General features: G+C 57.3%; 15 protein-coding genes. 1 reads left to right on the top strand and 14 read right to left on the bottom strand.

Going from position 1 to position 19,133, the window contains the following annotated elements:
* Positions 1–46 precede the first annotated feature (46 nt).
* The 5 genes from NQ559_RS12065 to tpx form a co-directional block, all read right to left on the bottom strand.
* On the bottom strand, positions 47–1,009 hold the full coding sequence (locus NQ559_RS12065; RefSeq protein WP_018696870.1) for an ABC transporter permease: 963 nt from the start codon (positions 1,007–1,009) through the stop codon (positions 47–49).
* Positions 1,002–1,745 carry an ABC transporter ATP-binding protein gene (locus tag NQ559_RS12060; protein ID WP_018696869.1) on the bottom strand — a complete coding sequence of 248 codons (744 nt, stop codon included), beginning with the start codon at positions 1,743–1,745 and terminating at the stop codon, positions 1,002–1,004. The genes NQ559_RS12065 and NQ559_RS12060 overlap by 8 nt, the downstream gene beginning before the upstream one ends.
* A 3-nt stretch (positions 1,746–1,748) precedes the next feature.
* Positions 1,749–2,903, bottom strand: coding sequence for a COG1470 family protein (locus tag NQ559_RS12055; RefSeq protein ID WP_026318564.1), 1,155 nt, complete (start codon positions 2,901–2,903; stop codon positions 1,749–1,751).
* Positions 2,904–3,126: 223 nt separating this feature from the next.
* Positions 3,127–3,402: a putative quinol monooxygenase gene (locus NQ559_RS12050; RefSeq protein ID WP_026318563.1), complete on the bottom strand. Its 276-nt coding sequence runs from the start codon at positions 3,400–3,402 to the stop codon at positions 3,127–3,129.
* A gap of 17 nt (positions 3,403–3,419) precedes the next feature.
* Entirely contained in the window at positions 3,420–3,926 is a 507-nt protein-coding gene (tpx, locus tag NQ559_RS12045) for a thiol peroxidase (protein ID WP_018696866.1), read from the bottom strand.
* Positions 3,927–4,194: 268 nt separating this feature from the next.
* Between tpx and NQ559_RS12040 the strand changes: the two genes are divergently transcribed.
* Positions 4,195–5,454: a porin gene (locus tag NQ559_RS12040; protein WP_018696865.1), complete on the top strand. Its 1,260-nt coding sequence runs from the start codon at positions 4,195–4,197 to the stop codon at positions 5,452–5,454.
* Positions 5,455–5,523: 69 nt separating this feature from the next.
* Here NQ559_RS12040 and NQ559_RS12035 read toward each other — a convergent pair whose 3' ends face one another.
* The 9 genes from NQ559_RS12035 to guaB all read right to left on the bottom strand — a co-directional run bounded on the left by NQ559_RS12035 (position 5,524) and on the right by guaB (position 19,035).
* Positions 5,524–6,018 carry a 3'-5' exonuclease gene (locus tag NQ559_RS12035; protein WP_018696864.1) on the bottom strand — a complete coding sequence of 165 codons (495 nt, stop codon included), beginning with the start codon at positions 6,016–6,018 and terminating at the stop codon, positions 5,524–5,526.
* Positions 6,019–6,132: 114 nt separating this feature from the next.
* Entirely contained in the window at positions 6,133–7,287 is a 1,155-nt protein-coding gene (locus NQ559_RS12030; RefSeq protein WP_026318562.1) for a DUF5689 domain-containing protein, read from the bottom strand.
* Positions 7,288–7,302: 15 nt separating this feature from the next.
* On the bottom strand, positions 7,303–10,140 hold the full coding sequence (locus NQ559_RS12025) for a TonB-dependent receptor (protein WP_018696862.1): 2,838 nt from the start codon (positions 10,138–10,140) through the stop codon (positions 7,303–7,305).
* Positions 10,141–10,155: 15 nt separating this feature from the next.
* Positions 10,156–11,187, bottom strand: coding sequence for an endonuclease/exonuclease/phosphatase family protein (locus tag NQ559_RS12020; protein WP_018696861.1), 1,032 nt, complete (start codon positions 11,185–11,187; stop codon positions 10,156–10,158).
* Positions 11,188–11,197: 10 nt separating this feature from the next.
* Positions 11,198–12,415 (bottom strand): DNA/RNA non-specific endonuclease, encoded by a 1,218-nt coding sequence (locus tag NQ559_RS12015; RefSeq protein ID WP_083923883.1) that lies wholly within the window; start codon positions 12,413–12,415, stop codon positions 11,198–11,200.
* Positions 12,416–12,515: 100 nt separating this feature from the next.
* Complete coding sequence (locus NQ559_RS12010) at positions 12,516–14,909, bottom strand: BACON domain-containing protein (protein WP_018696859.1); 2,394 nt, start codon at positions 14,907–14,909, stop codon at positions 12,516–12,518.
* A 628-nt stretch (positions 14,910–15,537) separates the two neighbouring features.
* The gene (gene guaA / locus NQ559_RS12005; RefSeq protein ID WP_026318561.1) at positions 15,538–17,067 is read right to left on the bottom strand and encodes a glutamine-hydrolyzing GMP synthase; all 1,530 of its coding nucleotides are present in this window, start codon (positions 17,065–17,067) and stop codon (positions 15,538–15,540) included.
* Between the two features lie 152 nt (positions 17,068–17,219).
* On the bottom strand, positions 17,220–17,564 hold the full coding sequence (locus NQ559_RS12000) for a DUF3795 domain-containing protein (RefSeq protein WP_018696857.1): 345 nt from the start codon (positions 17,562–17,564) through the stop codon (positions 17,220–17,222).
* The gene (guaB, locus tag NQ559_RS11995; protein ID WP_018696856.1) at positions 17,557–19,035 is read right to left on the bottom strand and encodes an IMP dehydrogenase; all 1,479 of its coding nucleotides are present in this window, start codon (positions 19,033–19,035) and stop codon (positions 17,557–17,559) included. The genes NQ559_RS12000 and guaB overlap by 8 nt, the downstream gene beginning before the upstream one ends.
* Positions 19,036–19,133 lie beyond the last annotated feature (98 nt).

Below are 19,133 nucleotides of genomic sequence, written 5' to 3'. Positions count from 1 at the left end.
GCGGCTGGGTATTCTCAGCCGCCCTCGCCCACACCAGTCTTCCGTCCTATCGGGAACGGATTTCCCGCCGCATGAATATCGAGTAGGAAACGGCAAAGCAGACGACGGTCGCGGCAATCAGTCCGGTCAACTGCGCCCACACAACCTTGATGCTCTCGCCCAGAGGCAGCGGACTGGGAATAGCCCCGTCCAATTGCTCCATCGTCAGGGGGCCGAGGCTCCGCACCGAAGGCATGAGCAGCGTCGAAGTGGCATCGTTGAACAGTTCGCTCGGCGCCAGCCGCATCAGCCCCAGGATAAACCGCTGGTAGCTGAGCTGGTGGTAGACCGGAGCCATCTCGGAGGGGCTCAGCGCCCGGGCGACCACGCTGACGATCATCGCATAGAACACACTGAAAAAAAGCCACACGGCGATGGATGCCAGCGCAGAGGTAGCCGCCTGGCGGAAACAGAGCGAGAACAGGATCGCCACCGTAAGCCAGAATGCCACGTAGAAGATCCCGGTAATGATGTACAGGATGATCCTCCAGAACTCCCCGGGGGTCGGAGGAATGCCGATGGCAATCAAGCCGCACCCCATCACCAGAAAGCCCAGTGCGAAGAGCAATACCCCGATGACGATCAGCGCAGCCACGAACTTGGCGTTGATGATACAGTCGCGGTGGATGGGCTGCGACAGCATACGGCTGAGCGTCCCTTTGTTCTGCTCTGAATTAACGGCATCGAAGCCCAATGCGATACCGAGCAAAGGCCCCAGGAAATTGATGAAAAATACGAACGAAGGGAGCGTCCCGTCCGACACCGTGAAGAGTTTCAGGAAGAGGAAGGAGCTGTCCGGATCGTCGGGCTTTATCGCGGCCGCGATATTCGTAAGCGCCGTATACAACGACCCCGCGCAGGTGAGCACGATGATGCTCACCAGAATAATGAACCGCAGGCTGCGCACATGGTCGGCGATCTCCTTCCGGACGATCGTCCAGAACGGGGAATGCACTTTCTGGTCAGTCATGCTGCCCACCCCCTTCCGTAAAATAGCGGTTGTAGACATCGGCCAGATCGCGGTTTTCGCGCCGCAGTTCCTCCAGGCCGATCTGTGCCACGAGCCGCCCCCGGTTGAAAAGCCCGACGCGGTCGCAAACCTTCTGCACCTGCTCCAGGTTGTGCGAAGAGAACAACACGGTCAGTTGCCCTTCGCTGCTGAGCTGTTTTATGAGGGCGATGAACTCCTGCACCCCGGCGGGGTCGATCCCCGAGGTAGGTTCGTCCAGGATGACGATCTGCGGTTGCTTGATAAGCACGTCCGCCAGCCCGAGCCGCTGGCGCATGCCCCGGGAATATTTCCCGGCCTTCTTCTCCATCTGTTCGCCCAATCCGACGCGCTCCATCAGCCGCACGGCCCTGCTGTGCGCCTCGTCGCGCGCAATCCCGTTCAGCGCGGCCGTATACATCAGGTTCTCCACACCGGTCATGTCGTCGTAGAAGCCGACATCCTCGGGCAGGTAGCCGATACGCCTCTTCACCTCGATCGGGTTGTGCGTAGCGTCAATCCCGCAGATGCTGACATTGCCCGACGTCGGTTCGGTCAGTCCGAGCATCATGAGGATGGTAGTCGACTTGCCCGCCCCGTTGGGCCCGAGCAAACCGAAGACCTCCCCCTTCGCCACCGACAGGCAAATACGGTCTACTGCCGTGAAAGCACCGTATTTTTTCGTCAGGTCGGTCAATACGATTACCTCTTCAGCCATGGCCTACCTCCTTCCGTATTTGCGGAAAAGACAATAGACCCCTCCCACGGCAGCCAGGATGACAAGCACGCCGACCCATCCCCAGAACAGGGGCGTCTTCACCGAAATCCGGAACTGCGCATCGGCAGTCACCTCGGGGGTCTTGGCATCCATCACGACCACGTAATCGCCCGGGAGGGCTTTCGGCGAAGCCTTGAGCTCGGCCGTGACGTTGGCCGCAGCCCCGGCCTTCAGCGACGCGATCTTCGACGGCTCGAACGAGAGTTCCCACCCGGCGAGTTTGCGCGAGGAGAGCTGAATGTCCTTCAGCTCCGACGATCCGGTATTGACGACCTCCAGGTCGATACGGCGGGTATCGCCCGCCGTGATGTCGGCGCTCAACAACCCCTTGGGTGTAGTCACCTCCATCTGGAACGTCCCCGTGATGGCGACTTCGAGTGTCAGTTCCGCGGAGGTGGAATTGGTGACGGCACGCACGGGGATTTTATAGGTTCCGGCCTCGGCATTGGCCGCGGGCGTAACTTCGACGGAGATATTCTGGCTGGCATTCGCATCGACCTGCGCCGAGGTCGCCTGCTTATAGTTGGGCTTGAACACCACGTTCCAGCCCCGCGGGGCATCGGCCATCAGCGCATAGAGCTGCCGGTCGGCGGTCTGGTTGCGGAGTGTGGTGCTGAAGGTGAAATTCGATTTGGAATTGCCCTGCATGTTGGGCTGATCGGTCGTGAATTCGCTCTGGTAAGTCCCCTGTTTGGAGACCACGATGGTGAGCGGCAACCGGGCTTCGCCCGCCGAGAGATGGAACTTATAGCTTCCCTTGTTGATCTTCAGCGGGACGTTGACGGTAAGGGTGAAATTCTTTTTTTCGTCGGGCAGGACGGCCATCTGCTCGATATTCCAGCCTCCGGACTTGATGTCGTATTTCCAGGAGGAAGGAAGGCCGCCGAGCGCAATGTTCTCGGTTCGGATTTCATGGCCGTTGTTGATCAGGTCGACGCTGTAATTGATGGAAGCTCCCGGCGATACGACGATCTTCGTATAGGGCGAATAAAGCACCACGCCGGTCGAGAGGGAATCGGCTGCGGCATGTGCCCCGGCCGCGGGAAAGGCTCCCAGAAGAACTGCAAAGAACAACAAATAATTAGTTCGCATAGTCATATAAAATTTGGTTAGTATAAAAAAATTAAATATGAGAGTCGAATCTGAGCTGAAAAGCGCGGGTTAATTATTTGTCTTGATGGGGTTAGATGTGTTTTGGTTATCGTTTGGTATCCGGGGATCAGGCTGCGGGACGGCGGTTACGACAGGGTTTCGCCGCAGTCAAAGGCAAAAAAAGCCCCTGTATCGAAACAGAGGCTTTTATGTGTTCCCGTACAAGGCATCAGAAAACGAACTTCTCGAGTTTCATCTCGCTGAGCTGGTGCAGGCGCGGTACGAGGGTCGTGAAATGCGACGCCTGCTCGTGCGCAGCCAGCGCCTTGGCGTCGCTCCACGTCTCGCAGATCATCAGCACGTCATTGCGCGTAGTGCTTTCGAACAGGTCATAGGCAACGCAGCCCTCGTCCTTGAGCGAAGCCGCCACCAGTTCCCTGGCCGTATTTACCACTTCCTCGCGGTTGGAATCCGTCGTACGGATAAAAACATTCAATCGTATCATTTCTTTACTATTTAAGTTTATAAGGCTTTCACGGCCTCGACGGCCGCATCGTAATCGGGTTCCTCGGTAATTTCGGGCACGAGCTGGGTGTAAACCACCTTCCCCGCCTTGTCGATCACCACCACGGCACGGGCGAGCAACCCGGCCAGCGGGCCGTCGGCCATCAGCACGCCATAGGCGCCGGCAAAACCCGCAGCACGGAAATCCGACGCGGGAACGACGTTGGCGATGCCCTCGGTCGTACAGAACCGGGACTGCGCGAAAGGCAGGTCTTTCGACACGGCCACGACGACCGTGTCGGGCAGCGAAGATGCCAGCTTATTGAATTTTCGCACCGAAGTCGCACAGACGCCCGTATCGAGGCTGGGAAATATGTTCAGCACGACGCGCTTGCCTTTCAGGTCGCTGAGTTTCAGCGGGGAGAGGTCGCCCCTTACCAATTCGAAATCGGGAGCCTGGACGCCGGCCCGGATGAATTCGCCGTCGATATGCACGGGCGTGCCCTTGAATTTTGTCGTTGTCATGGTCTTTAATTTTTCTGTCGTTTCATAAAACGTAAAACCGGCAGGTTTATTGTCCGTCCGGCAACATGCCGCCAACGGAAACCGTACCCGGATGCCGCACCACAAATTTAATTCCTTTTCGGGAAGATTCCAACGGCTATTTCATATTCTTTTCAGGTTTACCGCCCAACTTTGCAGCGACTTAACCGGGTAAGAGCATATTTTTTGTATTTTTGCCCGAACCCGGCCGAAACAAAACGAAACAAACAGACAGACAGACAAGACCGACATGAAAAAGACACTCCTTCTGCTCCTGCTAACGTGCAGCTGCGCAATCGCTGCAGCACAGGAACGCTCGCCGCTGAGGCAAACCGAATTCATCTCCGCCGATTCGCTCGAAGACGAACACGAACTGTTGGAGCGCGTACGCAACATGCCCAACCTCGAAGTCGGCAAGGGCATCACGTTCCGCCCCAAAAGCAACTGGTTCTCGCTGACAATGCGCTTCCGGATGCAGAACATGGTGGGACTCTCGTTCGACAAGGATTTCACGCTCACGAAAACCGATGCGCAGGTCAAGCGCCTGCGCCTGCGCTTCGACGGGTACATCTATTCCCCGAAACTGGTCTATTCGGTTCAGCTGGGATTCACCTCCTACGACACGGAACCGCTGCCCAACGGCAATATGAACATCGTCCGCGACGCAATCGTCTACTACGTCCCGAGTCCCAAGTGGAACATCGGGTTCGGGCAGACCAAAATCAAGGCCAACCGGGCGCGCATTAACTCTTCGAGCGCCCTGCAATTCGTCGACCGCAGCATCGTCAACAGCGAGTTCAACCTCGACCGCGATTTCGGGTTCTTCGGCGAATACAACATGCGCGGGGGCGAGGGCTTCAACCTCTCGGCCAAAGGTTCGGTGACGCTGGGCGAAGGCCGCAACTGGGGCAGTTCGTCCAACGGCGGGCTCGCCTACACGGGACGGCTGGAGCTCTACCCGCTGGGGCGGTTCAAGTCGAAAGGCGACGTGATGGAGGGGGATTTCGAAGGCGAGGAGCAGGTCAAGATACTCGTGGCCGGAGCCTACTCCTACAACCACAAGGCATCGCGCCTGAAAGGCCAGCGCGGCGCCATCATGCCGGACGACGCGACCCGCAACATCGGCTCCTATTTCGCGGATTTCATCCTCAAATACCGGGGCTTCGCATTCTATACCGATTTCATGGGACGCAGCTGCGACCGACCGCTGTTCGACCCCCAGAGCAACGCCTTCGTATACAGCGGGCAGGGGCTCAACATACAGACCAGCTACCTGTTCGACAAGAAATGGGAGGTCGCCCTGCGTAATTCGACGCTCTTCCCCGAGCACGAGGTACAACCCTTTGCGGGGTACAAGCGCTGGAACCAGACGACCGTAGGCATCACCCGTTACATCATCGGCCACAGCCTGAAAGTACAGGCCGACATGTCGTACAACCACCGCAGCGAATCGTTCGACCCCGACTACAACCGCTGGGAAATCCGCTTCCAGCTGGAGCTGGGGCTCTGACCCGGCAACAGGAAAATACGAAAACTCCCGGCTGTTGCCGGGAGTTTCTGTTTCGGGACAGGAACCCCGTTACAGGATTTTCAGCGCGATCCGCGCGCACGCCTCGGCATCGGCCAGGGCATGGTGGTGGTTGGCAAGGTCGAAACCGCACGCCGCCGACACGGTATGGAGCTGGTGGTTGGGCAGGCGGCTGCCGAACGTCCTGCGCGAGGCGCGGCACGTACAATAGAACCGGTAGCCGGGGTAAGGCATCCCGTACAACTCGAACACGGCGCGCAGGCACCCCTCGTCGAAGGGCGAGTTGTGCGCCACGAGCGGCAGCCCCTCGATGCGGGGTGCAATCTCGCTCCATACGGCCGCGAAGTCGGGCGCCTGGGCCGTATCCTCGTAGCTGAGGCCGTGGATAGCCGTGGTAAAACGGCTGTAAAAATTAGGACGCGGGCGGATCAGGCTGTAAAGCGTGTCGACCACCTCGCCGCCACGCACCACGACGACGCCCACCGAGCAGACGCTCGTACGCCGGCCGTTGGCCGTCTCGAAATCTATGGCTGCAAAATCTTTCATCGGTCAGGAGTGAATATCCGGGGCAAAGATACGGATTTTAACGCTTCCCGGTATCGCCGGCAACGAAAAAACGGCCGCCTTTCCGAGGGCGGCCGTCGTTTCTGCCGGAGCGGGTTATTCGGTATACTCGTCGTCCGACGTGTCGGGCGTAACCCACGAGTCGGCCGGCGTCAGCTGCTCGACTTCCGCCTCCGTCAGGAAGGCGTCTTCATCGAACATGATGTCGTCGAAATAGTTGACCGTGCACTGGTAAGCGCCGTAGTTGTATGTCCAGTCCTTGGAGTAGATGCCGAAGATGGCCATGATATCGCCTTTCGCGCCGTCGCGGACGACGGGATACTGGGCGAAACGCGAATAACCGCTCGTGCGCACCGTATAGACACCCTTCTTGTTGGTCGTCGAAGGCAGGGTGCTGTCATAGGTGAAAAGCACCGAACCGTAGAGGTTCGTACCAGCATTGCTGAACGCCCACCGATACCAGACCTTGTTCATCACCGGGCGGATGTCGGTATACATCCACGCGGGATAGATGTTCGACCCTACCGTCCCGTAACGGCACGTAACGCCGCGCAGGATCACCAGGCGCCCGAAATACTGCTGCCCGTTCTGGCCGAAGAAATCGTCGCAGTTGGCCTCGGTGATCTCGAGGATCTCCTTGCCCAGCTCCAGCTGCGTCTCCCCGCCGAGGAATACGCGCTTGCGGATCTCCGTCGGGTCTTCGATGTTCGAGTTGGCATAGAATTTATGTTCGCCCACCTTGTTGTAGGAATCGGTAGGCCCCTCGCCCAGCGACAGCATCATGCGGTAGTTGCCGATATAGAGGCCCGAGACCTTGACATAGACCCAGTTCGAGGGGATCGTACCCGTGGCCTTGTCGAAACGCCCCATCGGATAGGTAAAATAGAGCCCCGTGGTGAGCTTCACCTCGATGGCACCCGAATCGTCCACCAGGTAGAGCGACTTGTAGACGTTGCCCTCCTCGTCGCTCGACTGCACCTTGCCCTTGATGTAGTAATCCAGCCCGTCGGGCGACTGGCCGATCTGTACGTACTTCGTATCGCCCCAGCTCGAGTTGCTGCCCGTACCGCCGAGCGACTTGTGCTCATCGAGGAACATCTGTTTCACATCGGCGATGGAGATATGCTTCATCCCCGCGAAATCCTCGTCGGTATAGACTTTGGCAGGCTTCGGCGCATCGAAATCATTATAGCACCCCGTAACCGCGAACATCACGGCCAGCACGGCGCATAACTGAAATATCTTTTTCATAATCGTCATATCGTATTAGAAGCGGAAATATACATTCAGGTAATAGGTCGTCCCCAGCAGGTAAAAGTACTTCGAATCGAACGGCACGTAATACTGGATCGGCTGGGCGGCCGCACCCTCCTTGTTCACATAGGTACGGCGCGAAAGGCGCATCTGTTCGTAACCGCCCGTACGGATCGTCTGATCGTTGAGGATATTCTTCACCTCGAGGCTGAAGCCCAGCTGGTAGATGCGGTGGATGTACCAGTTCTTGCCGACGCTCAGGTTGAGCGTATAGGCCGAGTCGAATTTCTCCTGCTCGCGCAGGTTCATCAGCGCCGTGTATTTCACGGCGCCGGGGAGCTGTGCCGCCTCGTCGGGGCGCAGTACCGTGGCATAAGCGGCACGGGTACGGCGCGCGGGGTTCATCGAGAGGTAGATACGGTCGTAATAGTTGAAATCGACCGAGGCGAACCAGTTGCGCGGGCCGCGGTAGCTCAGGCCGAGGTTGAGCGCCGTCTGGGGCGTGCTTTCGACGTAGAGGTCGTCCCAGAGCACCTTGTCGCCGCGGAGCACCTCCTCGCTGTTGTCGCGCGTCTGTGTGAAGTTGGCGTCCGACGTATAGCGGTAGTCGCCCAGGCTCAGGGCGCCGTTGAACGAGATGCCGCCCCAGATGGGAACCACGACGCCCACTTCGAGGCCGTAGTAACGCTTGTCGATGCCGCTCATGGCGAAGTTGGTGAACGACGACTGCGTATCGTCATAGTACGAGATGACCTTCGACTGGTCGGCGACCGAGGTATAGTAACCCGAAACGCGCGCCGTGATCCACGGCAGGTTGAGGTTGTACGACAGGTCGACGCCGAGTACCTTCTCGGAATCGAGGCCCGGCGTAGTCGTATTGCGGGTACGCGCCGAAACGAAAGCGTCGCGGAACTGCGGGGGATTGACCATGTAGGCCACATTGGCGTCGATGGCATGCGCACCCGAGAAACGGTACGAGAACTCGCCCTTGAGCTTGTAGGTCAGGTAGTCGAGCGTCTTCGATTTACCGAGCGAGTTGTTCGCGAAGAGTCCCTTGCGCAGCCGGCCGTCGCGCCACATGGCCGTATAGCCGACCTCGCCGCCGAGGCTCATCGTGAAACCGCCGAACGAGGCGTAATACTGCGCCCAGACCTGTGCCTGGCGCAGGTTGGCGTAGTAATCGTAGCTGAACTTGTCGCCTTCCCCGACGCGGCGGGCCTCGCCGTGCTTGAGGTAATAATCCAGGTCGTTCTGCGAAAGCAGCGGGTTGTAGTTGCCGTTGTCGCGCAGGGCGAACTTATCCACGTCGAGCCAGTAGTCGGCGCCGAGCAGGTCTTTCACCTGGTCGTAGTACTCCGTGCGGTTGATACGCGCCGTCAGGCCTCCGCGCAGCACGGACTGGTTGCGGAACGTATGGGCGATGTTGGCCGCGAAGTTGAAATCGCGCTGGTCGGTATGGCGTTCTTCGATCATGTAGATGCCCGAAGCCCCGGACTTGTTGCGGTTGTAGTTCATGCGGAACATGTTGTCGTAATCCATCAGGCTCTTGCTGGGGTCGGTGATCCACTCGCGCATCGAACGCAGCGCAAGGTCGTTGTACGTCCCCAGATCCGAACTCTCGATGCCCTCGGACAACTGGAGGATACGGTTCGTGTAGAAGCTGGGCAGGTAACGGTAGTAGTCGGGGCGCGGGTCGGGGCCATCCGTCCACGTCAGGGCCGAATAGCCGTTCTTGCCGAAGCGGAACGAAGCCGCGGCGGCAAGTTTGGTATTCGACGAAATGTCGAACCCGTAGTTGAGCATCACGATCGGCTCGTGGTAATCGCGCACGCGCGAGTTGCGCAGCTTGCCGTCCTGCTTGCCCACATTGGGGTTGTAATAGTTGTTACTCAACAGGTCGTAGGCTTCCTGCGTCGACGCCTGCTGCGCTCCGCGCTCGGTCGGTGCGCCCAGGATGGTCAGCGCCAGGTTGTGGCGATCGCCGCCGAAACGCTTTTCGACCGATGCGAAGTAACCGTAGGCATTGTAGTACACCCCGTCGACATAAGAGTTGCCGCCCTGGCGGGTCGAGAACGAGAAGGCGTACGACCATCCGTTGTCGAGCAGGCCCGAAGCGTAGGAAACCATCGCGCGGAAGCGGTACATCGAGTTGCCGTTCACGACGCTGGCACGGAAGCCCTTGCGCATCTGCGAAGCGCGCGCATTGACATTGGTCGTGCCGCCGATGCCGTCGATGCCGTAGCCCGACGAGCGCAGCCCGGCGGTATTCTCCTGGTTACGCGTGGCGTCGTTCAGGCCGCTCCACAACGACCAGGGGCCATAGCCCGTCATGGCGTCGTTGAACCGGATGCCGTTCAGGTAGATGCTCGAATACTGCGAATCGTAACCGCGCACGTTGAAACGCATCTCGCTGAATTTATACGAGGCGATGTTGTTGAAGACATCCTTCGACGACGAAAGCGACGAAGGCAGCGACTGCCCGTCGGCCGCCGTATCGGAGTCGAACTCCGCGAACACGGCGTCGTCGATGACATACTGCACATCGGGGGACATCACCACCGAATTGAGGTTCTTGACCATCTTGTCGACACGAACCGCCAGGTCGAGGTTCTCGAACTCGGGGGCTTCGAATTTCAACTGGTATTCCCCTTTGGGCAACTGGTCGATATTGAAATTACCGTGGTTGTCGGTCATGACGGTGACGCCGAGCGGTTCGACGACCACCTTGACATTGCTCAGTGCGACACGGCCGTCACGCGAGACGACCTTGCCTTTGACGCCCCCGTCCTGGGCATACGCCCCGGCACAGGCCAGCGTGAGCAGGATAACAAGTAAAGCTCTGATCTTCATAATTACTTTGTTGGGTTATTTACCGATGTAAATGAATACGGGAAGGTGGTCGCTGTATCCCCCCTGGAAATTGTTGCCCACGAACGTACGCAGCGGGTAGCCCTTGTACTGGCCTTCCTGCTGGAACAGATAGGGGACACGGAAAATATTGCCGTAATATTTCCCCTTGGGGGCACGCTCCAGCTTGAGCGAACCCGTCGAGCCGGTAGCGAGGTTCTCCGACACGACGATATTGTCGAACAGGTTCCACTGGTCGCGGTAGGCAAGCGAACCGATGCCCGCCTTCAGCATGTCGATAAAGGGATTGTAGTATCCGCCCGGTTGGAGCTTGCGGATGTTGCCTTCGGCGCCGAGCACCTCGGTGATACTCTTGTCGGTGGCGTCGTCGTTGAAGTCACCCATCATCACGACCTTGGTCGCGGGGTTGATCGCCAGCACCGAGTCGGCGGCATGGCGCATGATCTCGGCGGCGCGCTCGCGCTTGGGTGCCGAAGCCTCCTTGCCGCCCAGGCGCGAAGGCCAGTGGGCCACCATGAAATAGAACGGTTCCCCGTCGATCGTCCCCCACATCGTCACCACGTCGCGCGTGCGGAAATTCGGCAGGCTCTCCATCGTAAACGGAATCGGGGCGCTGCCCTCGAGCTTGAACACGTCGGGACGGTAGTAGAACGCCACGTCCACGCCGCGGGCATCGGGCGAATCGTAGTGCACGATGCGGTAATTGGCCGGGGCGAGTTTGGGCGTAGCGATCACGTCCTCCATGACATTGCGGTTCTCGATCTCCGAAACACCGATCACCACCGGGTAGTCCTTGTTGATGGCGGCGATGTCAAACAACACGCGCGAAAGGTTATTGATCTTTTTGGTGTACTTGGGCGTATTCCACTTCTTGGGCCCCTCGGGCGTAAACTCCTCGTCGTAAATCTCCGGGTTGCGGATCGTATCGAAGAGGTTTTCGAAGTTGTAGAAAACGACCTTGTAGGGTTTCTGGGCGAAGCAGGCGACGATCAGCGCTGCGAAAAGCCCGGTAAAAAGCAGTTTCTTCATATAGTTCAGATTAATTTATACCCCAGTCCGAGGGATTGTTCTGTGCCTTCACGTCGGCGGCAATGGCCTCGTCGAGCATCGTAAAGAATTTATAACCCGTTTTCTCTTCGATGTCGGCAACGCTCGTGATATATTGTTTTATATTCCCGGTCGTGGTTGAGGAATTTTCAGCCCAATAACCGATTGCCGCCAATTGCGATGCATCGGTAATCTGGTCGATCCGCTTCCCCGTCCTGCCGCTTTTGGTACGTAGCAGCACCTTCCAGCAATACTGTGGAATCGCGACCCGATTCCCCTCTTTATCCGTCGTATATCCCTGTACCCCATAAGTTCCCGTAACATTGTACAAGGTATCGGGATATGAAATATATTTCAGGGTAAGATCTTCCAAATCCCCCCACGACCCGCTATTAAAATCAGGATCCTGAGGCATAATATTGGTCGAATAGAACGTCTGCTCATTCAATAGCGAAGAATAGCTGACATAACGATGGTAGGACATACACTGATGCCCGCGGATAGGCCGCCCATTATATGAACCGCGGCTCAAATCGACCTGAAATTCCTCCGGCACTTCAGGATCGTATTTCCATGCATTAGAACGCTCATATTTTCCAACCCGGTAACAGGAATGGATCGGATAGGCGACCCAGTTGGCGATACGTTTCTTCGTGTCGTAGCAAATCGTAAAGTTACGTGCCGTCACGGTCGAAGAGAGCGGCGCATAATGTGTTACGTAACGGTAGTCGGGAGCTTCGACATAGGCGGGCAATTCCGCCCACGCATGATCCATCGATGCCGGAACCGAGTAGTCCGCCTGGTCGATCGTCAACGTGAATTCGTGTCCGCCGTCGAAAACGACATCGACCGCAGCCCGGCGCGAAGCGCCCGTTTCGTTTTTGTCCAGGTAGAGGTAAATGACCTCGCTTGCGGCGACCAGCTGCGCCGATTTGGTCGTGGCTTGCGTCCTGCGCGACGTCCAGCACCAACTGCCGCCTTCGGTCACGGTGACGGTATAAGCCGTACCCACGGGCCCCGTCAGCACGAGCCGAGGGTCGGTCGCATAGCCTTTGGCCGCGAGCGTGGCCGTCTCCGTATCGAGGAACAGCGCGGAAATATTCGCCGGGGTGGTGTCGTCGGAGGAAGCGCACCGCCCGAAAACCAGCAGGAGCGCCCCGAGCACCATAGCCCGTCCGAAAAGTTTCAATAACCCTTTTGTCAAAATCATGTAGGAATTTGCAGATAAAAATGTCAGGTAGAAAATCCGACAATCATCCCCGGCGGAAGCCAATCCGCCGGGGATGGATTATAGGAAAACACCTACTTTCTTATTTTGAATAAGTAACCGTGATCGCAGTAATACTTACCGCTCCAAGAGTCGGGAATATCGAAAACTGCGTAAGGTTCTTAGCACTGAGGTTGTCAATTACAAACGTAAACGGTTCGTTATTATTTACATCAGACGGAGTCTCGTTGCTGATTGCTATAGCATCCTTCGCAAGTTGCTCTTTCATCTTATCAAGTGTGTCTTTTGTATATGTGTACCCAACCGGAAAAATACCGATAGCACGTCCTTTATAAGGCTCACGAATGGTCACCTCAATCTTCTCAATCGTCCCATCAACGGCAGGAATCTGCACGAACGATCCAAAAGCCGACTTGTCTTTTACATTAATCTGTAAACATTCCTTTCCGCTGCTACCACCAGCTGCTTTACCCGACCATTCGCCGAAAGTATTCGTATATGTAAATTCGGCATAGGCTCCACTTTTCCCGCCGATAGCGATAATATCGTCCAACGTAAGGGTAATCTGCTGGCCGTCCCCGCCCGATCCGGATTTCCCGGCCTGCGAAATCGCAACGGTTTTGGTATCCACAGCGGCACCGGCCTTCATCAGTTTGATGGTCAGCGTGGCGGTGATAGCCTGCTCCGTCATGTTTTCCTTGGGCGTCACGGTTACAACCATCCCGTTTACGGAGGTCGTGAACTGCTCCGATTTATCCGTAGCGGCTTCGATCGTGCAGTCGTCGGCATTGGCAGCCGTGACGGTCACGGTCTTGGCATTGTCCGTCGCCGCGAAAGAAAGCGACGTCGGGTCGAGCTTGGTAATCTTCGGTTCAGCGGGTGCATCACCATCCTTTTCGACCGATACGGCAATCGTGCTAAGCATCTTACTCTGGTTGGTCATACCTAACGTATAACCCTTGACAATAACAACCTGTCCATTAAGGGAAGCATCGACAAAACCATCGGCGGGATATGCCAGAGAGCCCTGCAGATCCGTACCTTCGACAGCTATATTATAGTAATACCCGTCTATCGTAAGCGTGCCCGAATATTCGATATATTTAATAACGGGAGTGGCTGCCGCATAGGCATCGAAAGCGGCTCCGTCGAACTTTTCGGGAGTAGGCTGTGTGAAGGAACCGTCAGATACCTTTTCTATTACCAAGTCGGTTTCAGAGAACTGTACCAACTTACTGTAAGTAGTCGTCTTGCCGGTCACCTTGACAGTCTGGCCAATCGTAGCGGAATAATCTACCACAGGCTTATTATCTTTCCATCCAAGATAGACCAGAATCTTCCCGCTATTGTCCTGAATCAGGAAACTACGTCCGTTAATCGCCACGACTTGTCCCTGCGTAGTATAGGTCGCGCCTACCGAACCCGCAATGACTTCAGCAATGGTCTTCGTTTCAGTTACAGGAGGAGTAATATTGTCCAGGTCGACCTCCGTACCACCGATGCCCTCGAAAAGTTTCACGTCGTCGATACGGTGTGCGGATGTAAGATCCGAAGTAAATTTAATGTAAAGTTCCGAAGGCACCTGTTTCAGCGTGAAATTGGCCGTCGCCAAAGCCCAGGTACCGTGGTTAGAGTGCTCGTCGTCCCCGACAGGGCGGTCATAGGTAATTTCCGCCCAGTTTTCACCGTCTTTGCTCAGATATACATGGAACTCCGAAGTCTTGAAGGCATTGTCCTTATCTTCAAAAATACTACGGTATGAACCGAACGTAAGTTGAAGGTTCTTCTGGGTAGATTCAAGTGCGATTTTCTGAATCTCAAAAACACCGCTCGTTCCGAAAAACATATTGTTGACACCGGAAGCGTCGTCCTTGTACTTCGAATGGCTATCGTTCGAAGGCGAATTCGAACGAACACTTATACCGCTCGTTTTATAAGCAACATTGTCGGCACCCGTACCAGTCTGATTCTTCCAGCCCTCGAATGCATCTGCGAAGGGGAACTTACCATCTGCCCCCTTTTGAGCCTGCTCCTTATCGAAATCGTTAGCATAGATAGCATCGCCCGTGGGGGGGGGTGTAACCCCGCTGCCGTACTGTTTCACGGCTACGGACGACTCGGCCTGGCCCCATTTGCCGAATTCGGGGTGGATAAGCGTGAAGGAGATTTTGCCTTCGCGCAGGTTCGTACCGGCGGGCAGCTCGGAAACCGTAACGGAGATCGTTCCGTTGCCTTTGCCGCTCATCGGGGAAATGGTAGCCCAATCCAGGTTACTTGCAGTAACCGTCCATTCGCAGTTCGCCGTGATGGCAACGGTCTGCGTCGTCGCCGTCTCATCGGTGAAATCAAGCGCCGTCGGATCCGCCGTCAACTTCGGCGTCAGCGACTTGTCATCGTCGTCGGAGCATCCCGTAAATGCCGTGGCAGCCACAAGGAAAAATGCACCGAAGACCAACCTAAAAAGATGTTTACTCATAAAAATAGTTTTAATTAGGTGATTATAAACTAATATCCGTTTGCAAAAATAACTTACGATTCTTCCGTTTTTTAAAGGGGAAACTATTACAAAGATAACTTTTATTTCAAAAATACAAAAGGATTTCGGCATATATTTACTGTTAAGGTTCCGTTACATAGCAAAAAAACGTTCCATGCTGCCTCGGAAAGGACAACCCGTGCGGCATACAGCCTCGCCAGCACCCAAATCAAGGCATCGGCGGAGGCTTCCGTCCGGAACCGGTACCCCCCCCCGGCACACCTTCGGCCAGGCAAAAAAAATTCCGCCCCGGAAACCGGGACGGGCGAAGTTTCAAGGCTGGTTGGCGGATTGCATCGGCAGGAGTCATAAACCGACATCGTTTCCGATGCTGCAAAATTACCCTGCGGCTATTTCATCGTTGCGACAGTCCCGTTACAATCCCGGGAATATGGCATTACACGCACGTTGCAGCAGCCGGCAAAGCCGCTCGACCACACCACCCAGCCACAAAAGCAGCCTGCCCGGACTGTAAACGTCCGGGCAGGCCATGCCGAATAACGGGTTCGGCAACGATTGCAATACGACAGCGGCCGATCCCACACAGCGGCCGCGCAGGGATCACGCCCTATTCCCACTCGATCGTTGCGGGCGGTTTCGAGGAGATGTCGTAGACGACGCGGTTGACCCCTTTGACTTTATTGATGATGTCGTTCGACACATTGGCAAGGAACTCGTAGGGCAGGTGCACCCAGTCGGCGGTCATGCCGTCGGTCGAGGTCACGGCACGCAGTGCGACGCAGCTCTCGTAGGTTCGCTCGTCGCCCATCACGCCGACGCTCTTCACGGGGAGCAGGATAGCCCCCGCCTGCCACACCTTGTCGTAAAGCCCGGCATCGCGCAGGGCGTCGATGTAGATTTTGTCCACGTCCTGCAGGATTCCGACCTTTTCGGGCGTGATGTCGCCCAGGACGCGGATCGCAAGGCCGGGCCCCGGGAAGGGATGGCGCCCGATCAGCTGCTCGGAGATCCCGAGAGAACGGCCTACGCGGCGCACCTCGTCCTTGAAGAGCAGGCGCAGCGGTTCGACGATCCCGAGGTGCATCTTCTCGGGCAGCCCGCCGACGTTGTGGTGCGACTTGATCGTCGCCGAGGGGCCGTTGACCGACACCGACTCGATCACGTCGGGATAGATCGTCCCCTGCGCCAGCCAGCGCACGTCCTCGATCCGGATCGCCTCGTCGTTGAATACCTCGACGAAATCGCGGCCGATGATCTTGCGCTTGGTCTCGGGATCGCTCACGCCGACCAGGTCACCCAGGAACTTGTCGCCGGCCTTCACGCCCTTGACGTTCAAGCCCATGTTCTTATACGACTCGAGCACGTCCTCGAATTCGTTCTTGCGCAGCAGGCCCGAATCCACGAAGATGCAGTAGAGGTTCTTGCCGATGGCCCTGTGCAGCAGCACGGCGGCCACCGACGAGTCGACGCCGCCCGAAAGTCCGAGCACGACCTTGTCGTCGCCCAGTTTCTCCTGCAACTCGCGCACGGTGGCCTCTACGAAACTCTCCGAGGTCCACTCCTGCCTGCAGCCGCAGATACCCACGACGAAATTCTTCAGCAGGTGCGTGCCGTCGGTCGAATGGTAAACCTCGGGGTGGAACTGGATGCCCCAGGTCTGCTCACCCTCGATGCGGAACGCAGCCACGCGCACCTCCTCGGTGCTGGCCACGACCTTGTAGTCAGCCGGCACGGACGTGATCGTATCGCCGTGCGACATCCACACCTGCGTGGTCGCAGGCAGGCCGCGCATCAGCGGGTCACCGGCATCGCCCACCGTAAGCATCGCACGGCCGTACTCGCGGCTGGGCGCAGGCTGCACCTCGCCGCCGAAGGCCGATGCGAGGAACTGTGCGCCGTAGCAGACCCCCAGCAGGGGCAGTTTGCCCTTGATGGCCGAAAGGTCGGGGGCAGGGGCATGCTCGTCCCTCACGGAGAAGGGACTGCCCGAGAGGATCACGCCCCGCACCGAAGCATCCGGCACCGGAATCTTGTTGAAGGGGTGGATCTCGCAATAGACATTCAGTTCGCGTACGCGCCGCGCGATGAGCTGCGTATACTGCGACCCGAAGTCGAGAATCAGGATTTTTTCCATAATATAACGTAAGTCCGACGAATCTGGGTTCATCAATTTCGGAAGGTTTACAAGCCATGAAACTCGCCGGACTCACTCTACGGCGTCTCCGACGCCGGTTCCAGGCTTAATATCCCTCTGAATCTCCCTTTGGCAAGGAAGACCCCGAATCCTTATTATTTTCTTTTTACCGGACGGTTGTAGCTTCCCGCAAGGCGCATCTCCGCGGCGAAAGCCTCGCTCCCGACTTCGCGGATGCGTTCTATGCAACCTCGGCGGTCTGAGCGAAAAACGACCTGAAAAATCCCGGCGATGAAATTATTGAACTTTCCGCAGGTATCCAGCGGCACCAGCGTGCATTCGGCGCAACTCTGCCAGCCGTTCTCCCGGCAGCAGGAACGAACCTTGCACCACGCGGCCTTTTCGTTATCGCGGCACCCCGGACAACTCCCTTTCCGGAATTTCCGGCATGAACCGCAAAAAAGCCCGCAGGCCGCGATCCCGGGATCGGAACTATTCACCGCGGGAATAATTGGGCGTTTCACTCGTGATAGTCACGTCGTGCGGGTGGTTCTCCGTAACGCCGTTCGAGGTGATGCGGATGAACTGCGCACGCTGCAAAGCCGCGATATCCCTGGCACCGCAATAACCCATGCCCGAACGGATGCCGCCGATAAGCTGGAAGACAGCCTCGCTCAACGTGCCCTTGAAGGGTACGCGCGCCACGATCCCTTCGGGAACGAGCTTATTGATATTGCCCTCGCAGCCCTTCTGGAAATAGCGGTCGGCGGAACCCGCCTTCATGGCGTCGATCGAGCCCATGCCGCGGTAGGTCTTGAACTTACGGCCGTTGTAGATGATCGTCTCGCCGGGAGACTCCTCCGTGCCGGCGAACATCGAGCCGATCATCACGCAGTCGCCGCCCGCAGCCAGCGCCTTGACGATGTCGCCCGAATAACGCAGGCCGCCGTCGGCGATAACCGGAACGCCCGTATCTTTGGCGGCCGACGCCGCGGCATAGATGGCCGACAACTGGGGAACGCCCACGCCCGCGATCACGCGGGTGGTGCAGATCGAGCCGGGGCCGATGCCGACCTTGATGCCGTCGGCGCCGTTCTCGATCAGGAACCGTGCGGCCCCTGCCGTGGCGATATTTCCGACCACCACGTCGAGCGACGGATAGGCGGCCTTGATCTCCTTGAGCTTATTGACGATATTCATCGAATGCCCGTGCGCGGAGTCGAGCACCACGGCATCCACATCCTCCTCGACGAGCGCCTTCACACGATCCAGCGCATCGGGCGTGATGCCCACGCCGGCCGCGACGCGCAGACGGCCTTTGGAATCCTTGCAGGCGTTGGGATGATCCTGCACCTTCGTGATATCCTTATAAGTAATAAGCCCCACCAGATGGCCTTCGTCGTCGACCACGGGGAGCTTTTCGATCTTGCAGTTGAGCAGCACCTCCGAGGCGTTGGACAATTCGGAGCTATGCGTGGTGATGAGGCGGTCGCCGGGGGTCATCACCCCCTCGATACGGCGCGACATGTCGCGCTGGAACCGCAGGTCGCGGTTGGTGACGATACCGATCAGCTTCCGATCCGCGTCCACGACCGGAATACCCCCGATCTTGTTCTCTTTCATCAGGTTGAGCGCATCGCCGACCGTATGGTCTTTCGAGATGGTCACCGGGTCGTAAATCATGCCGTTCTCGGCCCGCTTCACCCGGCGCACGTGGGCGGCCTGCTCGGCGATGGACATGTTCTTGTGGATCACGCCGATCCCGCCTTCACGAGCCAGCGCAATAGCCATCGGCGCTTCGGTAACGGTGTCCATGGCAGCGGACACAATGGGGATGTTGAGTTTGATATTTCGCGAGAAACGGGTCTGGACACTGACCTCTCGCGGCAACACTTCCGAATAGGCGGGTATAAGCAGCACATCGTCGAACGTAAGTCCTTCGGGCTGAACCCTTTCATTGATAAAAGACATAATGAACGTGGATTTTTGTTGCTCGCAAATGTAGTGATAATTTTCGAAACGGCCTAATATCCGGGGCAACGCGACGATTTTTTTTATCAACAATTTAT

The organism is Alistipes onderdonkii (assembly GCF_025145285.1).
Taxonomy (GTDB): Bacteria; Bacteroidota; Bacteroidia; order Bacteroidales; family Rikenellaceae; genus Alistipes; species Alistipes onderdonkii.
Note: the sequence above shows the minus strand (reverse complement) of the source record. Positions and strands in the feature narration are given on the sequence as shown.